Origin of the sequence: Variovorax boronicumulans (assembly GCF_009811375.1) — a bacterium.
Taxonomy (GTDB): domain Bacteria; phylum Pseudomonadota; class Gammaproteobacteria; order Burkholderiales; family Burkholderiaceae_C; genus Variovorax; species Variovorax boronicumulans.
This window is the reverse complement of sequence record NZ_BKDH01000001.1, coordinates 762,391-776,595: the sequence shown is the minus strand read 5'-3', so window position 1 is coordinate 776,595 and position 14,205 is coordinate 762,391. Positions and strand designations below refer to the sequence as shown.

Sequence of the window (14,205 nt, the reverse complement as noted above, 5' to 3'; positions counted from 1 at the left end):
CTCAAAGGTGGACGTGGGGAACCAGGGGCTCACTGTACGCATTCCGGATGGCGCGTCGTGACCTGGTAGTAGCCCGAGTGAAAAACCAGCGGCTCGCCGTCGAAGCGTTCGTAGCCCTCGACCTCGCCAATGAAGATCAGGTGGTCGCCGCCGTCGTACTGTCGCACGTTGCGGCACACGAAGCGCGCGAGCACGCCGTTGAGCAGCGGCACGCCGGCCGTGCCCTCGCAGCAGTCGACGCCGCCGAACTTGTCGGCCTGCGGCGTCGAGAACTGGCGCGACAGGTGATGCTGCGGCGCGGCCAGCACGTTGATCGCGAAGTGGCTCGCGCCCGTGAAGTCGGCCACGCTGGGCGCCTGCCGCGCGAGGCTCCACAGCACCAGCGGCGGATCGAGCGACACCGACGAAAACGAGTTGGCCGTCATGCCCACGCGGCGCCCGTCGAGCGCGCGCGTGGTGATCACGGTGACGCCGGTGCTGAACTGGCCGAGCGCCTTGCGGAAGTCGCGCCGGTCGAAGCGGTCGACCGCGGCCTCGCGCGCCTTGGCTTCGAGAAAGCGATCGGCCTCGGCCGCGTCGAACCACCAGGGCGCGAAGTTGCGCGGGTCGTCGAAACCGTTGGCCACCGCGCTCGCCACGGCCGGCCTGTGCGTGGCGCTCTGCAGCAGCTTCTGCAGGTGCGGCGCGGGCGGCGTGAGCAGGCTGTGCGTCCAGTCGGTGGCCCAGCGGGCGTAGCCCTCCCAATAACGGTCGAAGGTCTGCTGCATCCACGCGGCGTCGAAGGGCGCATCGCCATGCTCGAGGATGCGCTTGAAGTAGATGTCGGCCGCCTTGGCCGCGTTGTTCGAGCCCTGCCCCGTGATCGGGTCGTTGAGCACCACCGCATCGGCCAGCCCCAGCACCTGGCGGCCCGAGGGCAGCGTGGCGACCGGGTGGCGCACCACGGGCGTGACGCGGCCACGCAGCACGCCGTGGTCGTCGGTGAGTTCGATGTGTTCGCAGCGCTCGGCCTCCCACGGCAGGAAGGTGGCCAGGATCTGCTTGCTGCGCGCCAGGTGCTCCTGCGGCGTCTTCACGTCGTCCCAGCAGTCCATGGGACCGCCCGGCACGCCTTCGAACACCATGATCTCGCACGGGCCGCTGGTGGTCAGTGCCGGGAACACGAAGTACTCGCCGACACCCGGAATGAGGTTGAAGCTCACGGCCGCGAACGGTTCGCGCGGGCGCATGCCCTTCACGTAGGTGAGCGCCAGCGCGCGCTGCGGCGCGTCGAACGGCGAGCGCGCCGCGTCGCGCGGGAACAGCGCCGAGATCTCGCCCTTGCCGCTCGCAACGACCACGAGGTCATGCGTGCGCGCGCAGTCTTCCAGCGTGTCGATGTCCGCGTCCTGGTGCACGAGGCGGCCGCCACGCGCCTCGAAGAGTTGCATCCACGCAGAGATCTTCAGGCGCTGATCGACCGACTGCGCGGGGCCGTCGAGCTTCGCCTCCCACGCGATGGCGCGCTGGCCTTCGGGGCTGCGCACCGACATGCCGATGCCCTCGACCACCGGGCAGGTGTCGGCCCAGCTGTCGAGCCCCAGTTCGCGCTCGGTCTGCAGCGCGGTCTCGAACATGCACTGGCTGGACATCACCGGTCCGTCGAAGATCTCCTGCGCCGTGCGGTTCGCATACACCGTCACGGCGTACCCCCTGGCCCGCAGGCCCAGCGCGAGCTGCATGCCGGACTGGCCGGCGCCGACGATGGCCACGCGTCGTGTCATGCGCTGGCTCCGCCTACGCAGCTGCCGCAGCAGCCGCGCAGGTGTCGAGGTAGCGGTCGGCCTCCTGCGGGTCGGCGAACCACGGGAAGAAGGTGCGCGGATCGTCGAAGCCGTTGGCGATGGCGCTGGCCATCGGCGGCACGGCGCCGGCGCTGCCGAGCAGCTTGAGCACGTGCGGCGGCGGCGGTGCGAGCAGCATGTTGGTCCAGCGCGTGACCCACTGCGCATAGCCGAACCAGTAGCGGTCGAAGGTCTGCTGCATCCACGGCGCATCGGCCGCGCCCTCGCCGCGCGCCAGGATGCTTTTCAGGTACGTGTCGGCGCACTTGGCCGCGTTGTTCGAACCTTGCCCGGTGATCGGGTCGTTGAGCACCACCACGTCGGCCAGGCCGAGCACCTTGCGGCCCGAGGGCAGCGTGGCGATGGGCTTGCGCACGGTGGGTGCAAAGCGGCCGGCGAGGATGCCGTTGTCGTCGGTGAGTTCGATGTCGGCGCAGCGCTCGGCCTCCCAGGGCGTGAAGGTGTCGAGAATCCACTTGCTGCGCGCCAGGTGCTCCTGCGGCGTCTTCACGTCGGCCCAGCAGTCCATCGGGCCGCCGGGCACGCCTTCGAACACCATGATCTCGCACGGGCCCGTGGTGGTGAGCGCCGGGAACACGAAGTACTCGCCCACGCCCGGAATCAGGTTGAAGCACACGGCCGAGTACGGCGTGCGCGGGCGCATGCCCTTCACGTAGGTGAGCGCCAGTGCGCGCTGCGGCTGGTCGTAGGTCGACTTGGCGGCGTCGCGCTCGAAGAGCTTGGAGATCTCGCCCTTGCCGCTGGCCACCAGCGTGAGGTCGTGGCTGCGGGTGCAGGCCTCGAGGTCGTCGATGCCCGCGTCCTTGAAGACCAGCTCACCGCCCTTCTGCTGGAACAGCGCCATCCACGCCGGCACCTTCACGCGCTGGTCGACCGACTGCGCGCTGGAGTTCAGCCGCGCCGCCCATTCGACGGCCTTGGCGCCCTTCTGCTCGGGGTGCGGCACGGCGAAGCCGATGCCATCGACCGTGGGGCAGTCGCTGGCCCAATGGTCGAGCCCGAGGTCGCGCTCGACCTGCAGTGCGGTGTGGAACATGCACTGGCTCGACATGACCTTGCCGTGGCGGATGTCGTCCGCCGTGCGGTTGCTGTACATGGTGACCTCGTAGCCTGCGTCCAGCAGGCCCAGTCCCAGTTGCAGGCCCGACTGGCCCGCGCCGACGATGGCGATTCGCTTCATGGCTTGCTCCTTCTGTGTTGTCTCGTGGGGGTGTTGTTGTGGATGCCGATCAGGGCTCCATCAGGCGGGGAATGGCTGGCACGGCCTGCTCCGGGCCCATGGCGGAGTAGCCGCCGTCCACCGCGTAGTCGGCGCCGGTGACGAAGCTCGCGTGCTCGGAGCACAGGAACAGCACCACCTGCGCCACCTCGTCGGGGTCGCCGACACGCCCCAGCAGGTGGTAGGGCGCGGCCACGCGGTCGGTGCGCGCGCGGTCGCCGCCCGTGAGCTGGTCCATCACGGCCGACCAGGTCCAGCCCGGCGAGACGCTGTTCACGCGGATGCGGTCGGGTGCGAGGTCCATCGCCATGTTGCGCGTGAGCTGCGCCATCGCGGCCTTGCTCACGGGGTAGAGCCAGCGCCCCGTCTGGGCCACGCGCGACGAGATGCTGGTGAAGTTGACCACCGCCCCGCCGCCGGCCGCCACCATGTGCGGGTGCGCCGCCTGCAGCATGGCCACGGCGCTGGCCACGTTCACGTTGAACGAGGTGAGCCAGTCGGCGCGCGGCGACTTGAAGCCGTCGTCCACGTACGAGCACGCCAGATTCACCAGAAAGTGCACGCCGCCGTGGCGGGTGGCGGCCTCGTCGACACAGGCCTTCACCTGCGCGTCGTCGGTGATGTCGGTGCGCACGAAGCGCACCCCGGCGCCCAGCGCGTCGGCCAGCGGCTGGCCCTTGTCGGCGTCGATGTCGGCGATGACCACCTTCACGCCCGCCGCGTGGAAGGCGCGCACCACGCCGGCGCCTATCAATGTCGAACCACCCGTGACGATGGCGCTCTTGCCTTCGAGTCCCTTGAACATGACGCTTGCTCTCCTCGGTTGAATCGCCGGTTCGGCGAATGGGCCAAAGGTAGAACGCAAGGCCTCGCCGGCCGATCCCGAAAACGCAGGCGCTGTCCCTGCCGCGCAGGTTTTTTCGGGGGGGCCAAGGGACGGCCCGAATTGTGGGCTGGAAGGCTTTTTGCTACGGTCACTGCGCTTCCCTATGGAAACCGCCACCGCCCCACGGCTGCCGCTGCAGCGTTACCGTTTGTTCGAGAGCCACGACATGGACGAGGCGCGCGAGAGCGTGGCCCGCGTGTTCTGCCCCCACGGCCTCACGATGCTGCGCCCGCGCACCGAACTGGACGCCTGCCACCACAGCGCGCGGCTGCACCGCGACGTGAGCCTCAATTACGTGCAGTACGGCCCCGGCGTGCAGATCGACCCAGGCTACCTGCAGGATTTCTTCCTGTTGCAGATTCCGTTGCGCGGCGGCGCCGACATCCGCTGTGGCGGCCAGCAGGTCGAGGCCACGCCGCGCGTCGCCTCGCTGCCCTCGCCCACCGAGCTGCTGTCGATGCGCTGGGCCGACGACAGCCCGCACCTGATCGTGCGCATCGCGCGCGCGGCGCTGCTGTCGCGGCTCGAGGCGCTGCTGCAGGCGCCCGTGCGCCAGCACCTGGTGTTCGACCTCGGTGTGCCGCTGGACAACCCCGCGCTCGCGCCGCTGGTGCACTTCATCGACTACCTGCGGCTCACGCTCGATGCCGGCAATGCGCTGCAAGGCGGCGGACGCCTGGCCGAACATGCCGAGGAGTACCTGATGTCGAGCCTGCTGATGTCGGCGGGCCACAACCACTCGCGCGCCCTGGCCGGCGACGCGCAGCGCCACCTGCTGCCGCGTGCGGTGCGCAAGGCGCAGGAGTTCATGGCCGCGCACGCCGAGCAGCCGCTGTCGCTGGCCGACGTGTGCCGCGAGGCCGGCTGCAGCGCGCGCGCCCTGCAGATCGCGTTCCGCCAGCATGCGGGCCAGGGACCGATGGAGTTCCTGCGCGAGCTGCGGCTGGACCGGGTGCGCGCCGAGCTGCAGGCCGCGTCCACGCAGACGGGCGTGCGCGACGTGGCGGAGAAATACGGCTTCCTTCACCTGGGCCATTTCGCGGCCCAGTACCGCGCGCGCTTCGGCGAGCGGCCGTCGGACACCCGCACGCGCCACGCACCGGCGGAACACTGACCCGGCGCGTCGGGCTCAGGCCCGGTCGCGGTGATCGGCTTCGCCGTGCTTCCAGTAGCCCTTGGCGGTCAGGCGCGTGCGCGCCAGGCCCTGGTCGTTCAGGAAATGGGCGCGCAACGTGCGCACCACGCCCGACTCGCCCGCCAGCCAGATGTAACCGGGCCCCGCCGGCTGCGGCCGGTGCATCAGCTGTTGTTGAAGCGCCAGCCCCGGCTCGGCCGGATCGCCGGTGAGCCAGCAGGTGCGCAACACAGCTTGGCTGCGGATCTCCTGCACATCGGCCGCCGTGGGCACTTCGACATAGGTCTTGAGGCGGATCTCCGGCCCGAGGCTCGCGGCAATCGACTGGATCGCAGGCAGCGCGGTCGCGTCGCCGGCCAGCATCACCCAGCGCGCGTCGTCCGGGAGCGCGAAACCGCCGTCGCGCGGCCCGGCGAAGCCGATGCGTTCGCCTGGCTGCGCCCGTGCCGCCCAGGCCGAAGCGGGGCCTTCGTGGCCGCTGTCGCCGTGCAGCACGAAGTCCAGCTCGAGCGTGGCGGCGACGCGGTCGATGCGGCGAATGGTGTAGGCCCGCCCTTCGCCGCCGGGCACGAACACCTTCACCCAGGCGCCGGGTTGGTCGGCCGCCGCGTGGCGCAAGAAGGCGGCGACGTCCGGGCCGCCGAGGGTGATGCGGCGCATGTGCGGCGTCACGAGGCGGCACTGGAGGACATGGGCTTCCAGCCGCGTGCCCCGTTCGGGTGGGACCGCGGCGATTGGCTGCAGGAGCGGGAAGGCGGAAGGCAACGCACGCGGCGCGTGGGCCTCGGAGGCATTGGCTGTCATGGTGTGTGTATCGATTCGGATGTTGCGAACTCTTGAATGCGAGCATTTGCTCGGTTCTTCTTAGAATACGAGCCTTCACTCGCATTGAAAACTCGCATTCGAACCGCCCGATGAAATCCCTTCCCCAGCCAAGAAAGACGCCGCGCCAGGCGCGCTCCCAGCAGATGGTCGAGGTCATTCTGGAAGCCACGGCTCGCGTTCTGGGCGAGCGCGGCTATGCCGGCACCAACACCAACGTGGTGGCCGAACGCGCCGGCGTGAGCGTGGGCTCGCTCTACCAGTACTTCCCGAACAAGGACTCGCTGATCACGGCGCTGCACGAGCGGCACGCGGGTCAGATGTACGCGGTGATCGACGAGGTGCTGGCCGCCTCGCGTGCGCGCAGCCTGCGCGGGCGCGTGCAGGCCATGGTGCGCGCGCTGCTCGCGGCGCATGCGCTCTACCCGGCGCTGCATCGCGTGCTCGAAAAGGAATTTCCCTTCTTCGATGCGCCGCGCGAAGAGAGTGCGGCCGACCACGACATCTTCCGGCGCGTGCGCCAGCTGCTGGACGAGCACCGCCCCGAGCTCGCGCCGCGCAACCTCGACCTCGCCACCTGGGTGGTGCTGCAGATCATGGAGACGCTGGTGCATGCGGCCGTCATCGAGCCGCCCGCGCAGTTCGAGCCGGCCGCGCTCGAGGCCTCGATCGTCGATGCGCTCATGGGCTATCTCTGCGGCCCGGCCGGGCGCTAGGCAGTGGGATCTCATGCGTGAACCTCCAGGAAGACGGGGACAGACACGGAAACACGTCCCCTCCTGCGCATGACAAATGAAAAGGAAAAATGGGAAGCCCCACCGCGCGCGCCCTGCACCGCGCGGCGTCAATCTGGCAAAGGTTGTGCGGGTACTGAGCGGATTCGGCCGCATCCGGCCTAGACTCCCCCGCATGAACGCCCAGCCCTTCCTCCGCACCTTGACGTCCCGCCCCGGCGGTTGCACGCCTGCGTGGGCGCGGATGACAGCGGCGGCCCAGCAGACGCCCGCACATTCCTGAGCCCGGCGGTCCGCCTCTTTCCCCCTCTCTCTTTTCAGCGCAAACCATCGACCGCCGGGCACCTGCCCCGCGCGGCTGCGCCCCCGTCATCCGGGGTCGCGTTCGACTGGAGTGCGTCATGCATCATCATCAGGTTCAGCGGGAGCACGCCCTTCCCGGAGGCGGCGTCGCATCCAGCACGCCGTCTTTTCAATCCATCCTCGCCGTCACCGACCTGACGGCGCGCGGCAACCGCGCGGTCGAACGCGCCGCGCTGCTCGCGGCCGAGCACGGCGCGCTGCTGAAGCTCGTGTACGCGCCCGCGGACCTGGCGCCGCTCGCGCACGCCGAAGCAGCGACCGCCCTCGCGGGGCTGGCCCGCGCCATGGCCTCGCGCTTCGATGTGCTGGTCAAGCAGGTCGCGGGGCCGGGCGGCGGCCTCGCGCAGATCGTGGACGAGGCACGCTACGTCGACCTCGTGGTGCTGAGCCACGAACGCGACCGCTCGCCCGCCGCCTTCTTCACCGGCCAGCCCGTGGAGCGCCTGCTGCGGCAGCTGCGCTGCCCGGTGCTCGTGACGCGGCTCGACACGCGCCTGCGCTACAGCCGCATCCTCGTGGCCGTCGACTTCACGCCCGCCTCGCGCGAGCTCGTGAGCCTGGCCCACGGGCTGGACCCCGACGCCGCGCTGGAGCTGTTCCACGCACTCAACACGATGCACGAGAGCAAGCTGCGCTACGCCGAAGTGTCCGAACACGCCATCAAGACCTACCGCCACGACAGCATGCGACAGGCGCGCGAGCGGCTGTTCTCGCTCACCGACTCGTCCAGCGCGCGGCGCAACCGCGTGCTGTCGGCCATCGGCCGCGGCGACCCGGCGCGGCAGGCCACGGTGCAGCAGCAGCATGCGCGCGCCGAGCTGCTGGTGGTCGGCAAGCGCCGCGCCCATCCGCTGGCCGACTTCCTGTTCGGCAGCGTGGCGCAACGCGTGCTGTGCTGGGCCACGGGCGATGTGCTGGTCGTGCCCGCCGACCGCCGCGCCGACACCCCGTCGCTCGTCATTTCGAGGAAGCTGCAAGATGTTCGCTGAAGACCCCCTCACCAAGTACCCGCTGCGCCAGTCGCTGCTGCCCGGCGCCGAAGGCCTGGCCGTCTTCGCCCAGCGCGGGCCGGTCGACTGGCTCTCGCGACCCGACCAGTACGTGTTCATCTGCGAAGGACGCGGCGGTCGGATCTACGCGGCGAACGAGGCCGCGCTCGAAGAGGCCCAGCAGCTGATCCGGGACGCGCATGGCGACCAGGTCGTCTCGCGCGAACCCGAGATCCACACCTTCGTCGATCCCGCGCTCGACGCCGTGGTCGAGCCGATCATGTTCCTGCGCCTGAAGAGCCCGCGCGCCTACGCCACCGTGCTGCGCGACGAGCTCGACCGGCGCCGCGCGGACGTGAAGGAAGAAGACCTGCAGCGCCACGACGTCGTGATCCGCGCCGAGGTGCGGCTGGCCGACCTCATGGGCTACGCGAAGTCGGCGCTGGCGATGTCGAACGGCTCGGCGGTGATCTGGAACTGGCTGCTGCGCTACGGGATGGCCTGAAGGCTGCGGCCGGGCGCTTCCCCCCCTCCCACAAACCCGGTAGTCGGATTGCGTGCAGCGCGGCTAGATTCGCGGCATGGCCGACAACCCGCTGTTCCTCTTCTTCACGATGACCGAGAAATTCTCGGATCACCTGACCGCGACCGGTGCCTATCCGGAAAAGTTCGTGCTGAACCTTGCGCAGCACGGCACCTATCTGCGCGACGTGGCGCTCTTCAACGCGGGCCGCCAGCGCCCCCTGGACCCGGCCTTGCACATGGGCATCCGCATCGAGATCGATGCGGCCTCGCCGGGCGTGATGGTGGCCTCCGACGGCACGCAGGTCTTGCTGCTGGGGTAGCGCTGCGCCTGAACTCGCGCAACCTGGGAAGGCGCGAACCGGTCAATGACCGGACAGGGCGCCCGATCAAAACCGGCGCACCGCCAGGCAAAGGCGGCTGACGAGATCCTCCGCAGAATCGGACTCCCCTCGGAGCGACGCGCATCGCCAAGCGTCGATCGAAGTCCAAATGAATCTGAATCTGGGAACTGCTGCGTTCTTCACGGCGCTGGCGGAGTTTGTCCTTGCCGCCGGCATGCTGGCGCTGTGGGCGAAGGGACGCGCGCGCTATCTGCTGGTCTGGGGCGTCGGCTTCCTTGTGTTCGGCGTCGGCGCCTTGCTGCTCATCCTGCGGGACAGGATCCCCGACTTCTTCTCCATCCTCCTCGGGAATTTCCTCACGACACAGAGTTCGGTCCTGTTCTATGCAGGCATCTGCCTGTTCTTCGACCGGCGCCGCGCGTGGCTGCCCTGGATGGCAGGGGTACTGGCGGTGGAAGTGGCCTTGCTGGCCTGCTTCTCCTATGTCACGTACGACACCTCGGCGCGTGTCTACGTGTACGGCGCGGCCCAGTCCGTGATCGCCCTGATGACCCTTCAGGCACTGTGCACGATGGGTCGTGGGCGCGGGGGAAACAGCAACCCCGAAGTGGTCGTCGTCGCCTTGCTGGCGTTGCTGGTTCATGGTGCACGCTTGGTCGGCACGCCCTTCTTTCCCGTGCCACAGGACTTTCTGGCGTCGGGCAATTTCCAGACCCTGCTGGCCTTCGGCTTGAAGTTGACCCACATCGGCTACGCGCTCGCGTTCGGCAACATGCACGCCGCCGCCTTGCATGTCGATCTGCGCGCGGCCCTCGCCCACATCGAGGCCAAGGCCCATCAGAAAGTCGAGATCCTGGGCTACATCGGCCACGACTTGCGCGCACCGCTTGCGACGATCGGCGGGTACGCGTCTCTCCTGCTCGCCGATGCGCACGACACGCAGCGCAAGCATCTGCTGACCATCCAGCGCAGCGTCAAGTACCAGCTCCACCTGATCGACGAACTGCTGGAGTACGCCAAGGCAGAGCTGCAACCGCTGACGGTCCACCCCGTCACCACCGACCTGCCGCGCCTGCTGGACGACATTTCCGACTACGCCGTCGCTCTGTGCGCGCAGCGGAACAACCGCTTTCGCTACCGCCCTTCCGAGCGAATGCCCCGAGAGATCGGCCTGGACGGAAGGCGCATGCAGCAGGTGCTGCTGAACCTGCTGTCCAACGCCGCCAAGTTCACGCGCGACGGCGTGGTGACCTTGTCCGTCACGGCCAGGCCCGAAGGGCGCGCCTGTGTCTTGAGCTTCGCGGTCAGTGACACCGGGATCGGCATCGACATGAGCCGGAACATCGACATCTTCGGCGCCTTCCAGCAGATGCACCCCGCGAGCGGCAGCACGGGACTGGGCCTGTTCATCGCGCAGCGCATTGTCTCGGCCATGGGCGGAACGCTGAGCGTGGCCAGCGTGGCCGGTCAGGGTGCGACGTTCTCCTTCACGCTGTCGGTGCCGGTCGATGCATCCGACGCGGACTGGCCCGTCGTCGCGCAGCGGGAGACAGCGCCTGGCGAAGCATCACCGACGCCCGCGATGCCCCGAGATGCCATGCCGGGGGACCGCGCCCTGGACGAACTCGCCAGTCTGGCGCTTCAGGGTCGCGTCACGGACATCGAGCACTGGATCGAACGCCACGCCGACGAAGCCGCCTACGCACCTTTCATGGCCCTGCTTGTCGATCTGCTGGAGCGGTTGGACCTGCGCGGGATTCACGCGCTGGTGAACCGCCCCGCCCCGTCCTAGATATGCAGTGCCGCCAGCGCGCCGATCGCCACGCCCGCGACGGCCACGCCGTACATCGCGCGCTCCAGCCATTTCTTCCGGGTGAGCAGCGCAATGGCCGCCAGCGCGATGGAGACCTGCAGCACGGTGGTGGCTTGCGCCCATCGGTGGTGCTGGTGCATCTGCGTCTCGGATTGCGCGTCCCAGCGGCTGGCCTCGTCCTCCAGCTTCTTGGCGGCGGCCTGGATCTCGGTCTTCTCCTGCTCGTAGCGGGTGACCTTCACCTGCCAGCCCTGGCGACGGCCGTCGTCGGTGGCGGTGTCGCGTGCGAACTCCGCCAGCGCCTGCTTGGTGCTCTTCGACTGGAAGTAATTCCACTGGTTCGAGGCCTCGGTCTTCTTGATGGCCGCGTTGTTCTTGTAGAGGCCGGCGTTCGCTTGCGTGGCCCCGCCCATGTACGCGAAGATCGCGCCCGCCGTCGCAATGGCGGCGGTGCTCACGGCAATCTTTCCCGTCGTGCTCATGCCCTTGCCTGAGGAGGTGGCACCGTCATGGCCGTGGTCGTGGCCGCCGGAGGCGGCATGTTCGAGTTCGTGATCGTGCGGACCATGCACGTGAAAGCCGTGTCCTGACATGAAGTTCTTCTTGGCGTAGTTGTTGGAAATCTGGAGGGCGCGCGAGTATGCCCGGACTTCATGCGTTGATGGCTCGGTGAAAGTCCTGTCGGCCCTGCGGATGCGCAGGGCGCGCAGGCAACCGCCGGGAGCGCGTGGCAGCGCTCCGGAAGCGCGCTGCGCTCAGGTCAACCGCGCGTGCGTGCGAGCCGGGCCTGGCAGCAGATCACTGATGCCAGGCCCGGCAGATTCGCAGGGATCGACGTTCCCGATGTCAGTCGCGATCCTCGTAGTAGCGACGGTGCTGCTCGCGCTCCCACTGCCGGCGACGCCATTCACGGCGCTCTGCGCGGCGTTCCTCCCAGCGTTGCGCGCGGCGCTCTTCCCAACGGGATTCAGGCTCGTAGTAGACAGGTGCCGGGGCGGAGTAGACCGGCTGTGCGGGCTGGTAGTAGGTCGGGGCTGGCCTCGAATAGACAGGCGCTGGCTCGTAGTAGACCGGTGCGGGCTCGCTCACGACCACGCCAGGCAGGTTGACGCCAATGGACCAGCTGGTGGCCGCACTGGCCGATGCGGCGGTGAAAACGGCGGCGGCAGCCACGAGACCTGCGACACCGAGCTTGAGAGTGGACCGGGGAAAAATCATTTCATCTCCTGGAGGGCGAGAAACTGCCCTGATGCATCACCAACGCCTGGCCTGGCGGCGTCGCGTACATCGCCACGGTGAAGAACGTTCCCAAATGTCACGCTGCCAGCTGGTAGTGGTGGGGTTAGCCGGAATCCCTGGAACAAGTGCCCATCTGCGCCCAAGCCCCGGAGCAAAACAAAAAGCCCCAGTAGCAGAACTGCTACTGGGGCTTGTGTTTGGCGGAGTGGACGGGACTCGAACCCGCGACCCCCGGCGTGACAGGCCGTAAATCCCAAGAAATACACCAACTTAGTGCGACAACTTGAGGCGCCATAAAACATCCGAGTAAACCACAACTCATTGTTTTAAAAAGGAATTTTTGTCTCATGCAGCACCAAACGGCCTAGCCTCGACTCTTTCAAGCGCGTGCCAATTGTTCCCACGGTGTTCCCATGGAGCCCACATTTGAGTTATTCTGTCCCCATATTGCCCGGGGGTCGTGGATTGACGTCGGAGCATGCGAACAAATGCCCGGCCACCCCTCACGAGCCCCTACACCAGGGACGACGGGATGGCTCACTTTCAACTGACAGATCGGGCGGTCAAAACCGCCAAAGCAACAGAAAAAGAACGCCTGATGGCTGACGGCGGCGGGTTGTTCCTGCGCATCTTGCCAACTGGCTACAAGTCGTGGATGCTGGTCTACGGCTTCAACGGCAAGCGCCAAAAACTTGCCCTGGGCAACGCCGCCGACGTGTCGCTCGCGAAGGCACGCGAAGTCGCCTCCGAGGAGCGCGCCCGCATCGCCTCTGGTGCCGACCCGCGTGTGGCGATGATGGAACGCGAGGCCGAGCAGGCAGCTCAGCGCGAGGCCCTCATCGCTGCGGAGATCCAGCGCAAACGTGAGGCATCTACCCTGGGCGACATGTTCGATGCATGGCTCGAGAACGGCGTGCAACGCTCCGACGGCAACGCCGAACTGCGCCGCACGTTCGATAAGGACATCCTGCCCCGCCTTGGCAACAGGCCCGTGCGCGGCATCACTGACACCGAACTGTGCGACGCGCTGCGTAAGGTCGGTCGCGGCCGTGGCCGCGGGCGCACGGCAGAACGCATGCTGTCCGAGATTCGGCAAATGTATCGCTGGGCGATCAAGCGACAGCCTTGGAAAGCACTGCTCAGCGAGGGAAACCCGGCCGAGCTGGTCGAGACCAAGCAGGTGGTGCCCAGCGGCTACGAGCCCGTCATCCGCCAACGTGTCCTCAAGCCTGCCGAAATCCGCGAGTTGCGGGATATCTTCGCGACGACGTTGGCGCAGTACGAATCGGCCGAGAACCGGCGCAGCGCCGATCGTCCGCTGCAACGGGAAACGCAACTGGCCCTGTGGCTCTGCCTCGGCACCGCATGTCGCATCGGCGAGCTGCTGATGGCCAGATGGGAACACATAGACCTCGAGGCCGGCACCTGGTTCGTTCCGCGCGAGAACACCAAGACGCGCGTGGACTGGCAGGTTTACCTATCGGACTTCGTGCTTGGCCACTTCAAGGAACTGCGCGGGCTCACTGGCGAAGGTGAAGGCAAGAGCGCGTGGTGCTTCCCTGCCCGCCAGAAAGAAGGACATATCGACGTCAAAACCGTTTCCAAGCAGGTCGGCGACAGACAGATGCGCTTCAAGAACCGCAAGCCGCTCAAGAACCGCCGCAACGACGACACGCTGGTGCTGTCCAAAGGGGAGAACGGGGAATGGACCCCGCATGATCTGCGCCGTACCGCGGCCACGATGATGCAGTCGCTCGGCATCAGCCTGGATGTCATCGACCGCTGCCAAAACCACGTCATGCCGGGCAGCAAGGTGCGCCGGCACTACCTTCACCATGACTACGCCGACGAGAAACGCGAAGCCTGGCGCAAGCTCGGCGAGCGGCTCAGCGCAGTCCTGCTTGAAGGCTGACTCCTGCTTTGCTTCAGGGAGTCTGTCGCCGCCCTCCTCTTCCCTGGCGACGCTGGCATCAATTCGGCACCGTCATCATCATGTGGCGTGCGAGGTGCGCGGTAGCCACCTGGATCGTCGATCCAGGCCTGGAGCGCCGCCGGCGTCCAGCCACAGGCCCGCCCACCCAAATGCACCGGTGGCGGAAAAATCCCGTCAGCGATCCGCCGATACACGGTGGCGCGGCTCAAGGCGGTGATGCGCATCACGTCGGCAATGCGGAAGAACGCTGGCGCAGCGGTCAGCAGGTGTGGAGCACCAGCACCAGACTTTCCGCGATCATCGGATTCATTGGTAGACAAGCTGCACACTCCTGAGAACATCAGGTCAACAGATTGCCCTGC

At 67.7% G+C, this 14,205-nt stretch carries 13 protein-coding genes and 2 pseudogenes; 7 read left to right on the top strand and 8 right to left on the bottom strand.

What is annotated here, in order from left to right; all coding sequences use genetic code 11:
* Nucleotides 1-29: 29 nt before the first annotated feature.
* The 4 genes and pseudogenes from VHAB30_RS31330 to VHAB30_RS03715 all read right to left on the bottom strand — a co-directional run.
* A pseudogene (locus VHAB30_RS31330) lies at nt 30-518 on the bottom strand (flavin reductase family protein); the annotation flags it as partial.
* Nucleotides 519-527: 9 nt separating this feature from the next.
* Nucleotides 528-1,763 (bottom strand): annotated as a pseudogene (locus VHAB30_RS03725) (styrene monooxygenase/indole monooxygenase family protein); the annotation flags it as partial.
* Nucleotides 1,764-1,776: 13 nt separating this feature from the next.
* Nucleotides 1,777-3,024: a styrene monooxygenase/indole monooxygenase family protein gene (locus tag VHAB30_RS03720; protein ID WP_159275868.1), complete on the bottom strand. Its 1,248-nt coding sequence runs from the start codon at nt 3,022-3,024 to the stop codon at nt 1,777-1,779.
* Between the two features lie 49 nt (nt 3,025-3,073).
* Complete coding sequence (locus VHAB30_RS03715) at nt 3,074-3,868, bottom strand: SDR family oxidoreductase (protein ID WP_070062424.1); 795 nt, start codon at nt 3,866-3,868, stop codon at nt 3,074-3,076.
* Between the two features lie 184 nt (nt 3,869-4,052).
* Between VHAB30_RS03715 and VHAB30_RS03710 the strand changes: the two genes are divergently transcribed.
* A complete protein-coding gene (locus tag VHAB30_RS03710) occupies nt 4,053-5,063 on the top strand; it encodes an AraC family transcriptional regulator (protein WP_159275867.1) in 1,011 nt (336 codons plus the stop codon).
* A 15-nt stretch (nt 5,064-5,078) separates the two neighbouring features.
* Here VHAB30_RS03710 and VHAB30_RS03705 read toward each other — a convergent pair whose 3' ends face one another.
* A complete protein-coding gene (locus tag VHAB30_RS03705; RefSeq protein WP_159275866.1) occupies nt 5,079-5,888 on the bottom strand; it encodes a siderophore-interacting protein in 810 nt (269 codons plus the stop codon).
* Between the two features lie 110 nt (nt 5,889-5,998).
* On the opposite strand from VHAB30_RS03705, the gene VHAB30_RS03700 reads away from it, so the two are divergent.
* From VHAB30_RS03700 to VHAB30_RS03680, 5 genes are all read left to right on the top strand, one after another.
* Nucleotides 5,999-6,622 (top strand): TetR/AcrR family transcriptional regulator, encoded by a 624-nt coding sequence (locus VHAB30_RS03700; protein WP_159275865.1) that lies wholly within the window; start codon nt 5,999-6,001, stop codon nt 6,620-6,622.
* 419 nt (nt 6,623-7,041) lie between these two features.
* A complete protein-coding gene (locus VHAB30_RS03695) occupies nt 7,042-7,992 on the top strand; it encodes a universal stress protein (protein WP_095746320.1) in 951 nt (316 codons plus the stop codon).
* Nucleotides 7,982-8,497 (top strand): hypothetical protein, encoded by a 516-nt coding sequence (locus VHAB30_RS03690; RefSeq protein WP_062469933.1) that lies wholly within the window; start codon nt 7,982-7,984, stop codon nt 8,495-8,497. The genes VHAB30_RS03695 and VHAB30_RS03690 overlap by 11 nt, the downstream gene beginning before the upstream one ends.
* A 76-nt stretch (nt 8,498-8,573) precedes the next feature.
* Nucleotides 8,574-8,837 carry a hypothetical protein gene (locus tag VHAB30_RS03685; RefSeq protein ID WP_159275864.1) on the top strand — a complete coding sequence of 88 codons (264 nt, stop codon included), beginning with the start codon at nt 8,574-8,576 and terminating at the stop codon, nt 8,835-8,837.
* Nucleotides 8,838-9,006: 169 nt separating this feature from the next.
* Entirely contained in the window at nt 9,007-10,650 is a 1,644-nt protein-coding gene (locus VHAB30_RS03680; protein WP_159275863.1) for an ATP-binding protein, read from the top strand.
* Here VHAB30_RS03680 and VHAB30_RS03675 read toward each other — a convergent pair.
* Nucleotides 10,647-11,264 (bottom strand): DUF4337 domain-containing protein, encoded by a 618-nt coding sequence (locus tag VHAB30_RS03675; RefSeq protein WP_159275862.1) that lies wholly within the window; start codon nt 11,262-11,264, stop codon nt 10,647-10,649. The two genes, VHAB30_RS03680 and VHAB30_RS03675, sit on opposite strands and share 4 nt — an antisense overlap.
* 253 nt (nt 11,265-11,517) lie before the next feature.
* Nucleotides 11,518-11,889 (bottom strand): hypothetical protein, encoded by a 372-nt coding sequence (locus tag VHAB30_RS03670; RefSeq protein ID WP_159275861.1) that lies wholly within the window; start codon nt 11,887-11,889, stop codon nt 11,518-11,520.
* 553 nt (nt 11,890-12,442) lie between these two features.
* On the opposite strand from VHAB30_RS03670, the gene VHAB30_RS03665 reads away from it, so the two are divergent.
* Nucleotides 12,443-13,822: a tyrosine-type recombinase/integrase gene (locus VHAB30_RS03665; protein WP_159275860.1), complete on the top strand. Its 1,380-nt coding sequence runs from the start codon at nt 12,443-12,445 to the stop codon at nt 13,820-13,822.
* Here the strand turns inward: VHAB30_RS03665 and VHAB30_RS31325 are convergent.
* Nucleotides 13,750-14,184: a helix-turn-helix transcriptional regulator gene (locus tag VHAB30_RS31325; protein WP_159278267.1), complete on the bottom strand. Its 435-nt coding sequence runs from the start codon at nt 14,182-14,184 to the stop codon at nt 13,750-13,752. The two genes, VHAB30_RS03665 and VHAB30_RS31325, sit on opposite strands and share 73 nt — an antisense overlap.
* Between the last annotated feature and the right edge of the window lie 21 nt (nt 14,185-14,205).

Bases quoted from the DNA above. Each gene is read 5' to 3' on its own strand.
- VHAB30_RS03720 (WP_159275868.1), bottom strand. From the start codon at position 3,024: ATGAAGCGAATCGCCATCGTCGGCGCGGGCCAGTCGGGCCTGCAACTG.
- VHAB30_RS03715 (WP_070062424.1), bottom strand. From the start codon at position 3,868: ATGTTCAAGGGACTCGAAGGCAAGAGCGCCATCGTCACGGGTGGTTCG.
- VHAB30_RS03710 (WP_159275867.1), top strand. From the start codon at position 4,053: ATGGAAACCGCCACCGCCCCACGGCTGCCGCTGCAGCGTTACCGTTTG.
- VHAB30_RS03705 (WP_159275866.1), bottom strand. From the start codon at position 5,888: ATGACAGCCAATGCCTCCGAGGCCCACGCGCCGCGTGCGTTGCCTTCC.
- VHAB30_RS03700 (WP_159275865.1), top strand. From the start codon at position 5,999: ATGAAATCCCTTCCCCAGCCAAGAAAGACGCCGCGCCAGGCGCGCTCC.
- VHAB30_RS03695 (WP_095746320.1), top strand. From the start codon at position 7,042: ATGCATCATCATCAGGTTCAGCGGGAGCACGCCCTTCCCGGAGGCGGC.
- VHAB30_RS03690 (WP_062469933.1), top strand. From the start codon at position 7,982: ATGTTCGCTGAAGACCCCCTCACCAAGTACCCGCTGCGCCAGTCGCTG.
- VHAB30_RS03685 (WP_159275864.1), top strand. From the start codon at position 8,574: ATGGCCGACAACCCGCTGTTCCTCTTCTTCACGATGACCGAGAAATTC.
- VHAB30_RS03680 (WP_159275863.1), top strand. From the start codon at position 9,007: ATGAATCTGAATCTGGGAACTGCTGCGTTCTTCACGGCGCTGGCGGAG.
- VHAB30_RS03675 (WP_159275862.1), bottom strand. From the start codon at position 11,264: ATGTCAGGACACGGCTTTCACGTGCATGGTCCGCACGATCACGAACTC.
- VHAB30_RS03670 (WP_159275861.1), bottom strand. From the start codon at position 11,889: ATGATTTTTCCCCGGTCCACTCTCAAGCTCGGTGTCGCAGGTCTCGTG.
- VHAB30_RS03665 (WP_159275860.1), top strand. From the start codon at position 12,443: ATGGCTCACTTTCAACTGACAGATCGGGCGGTCAAAACCGCCAAAGCA.
- VHAB30_RS31325 (WP_159278267.1), bottom strand. From the start codon at position 14,184: ATGTTCTCAGGAGTGTGCAGCTTGTCTACCAATGAATCCGATGATCGC.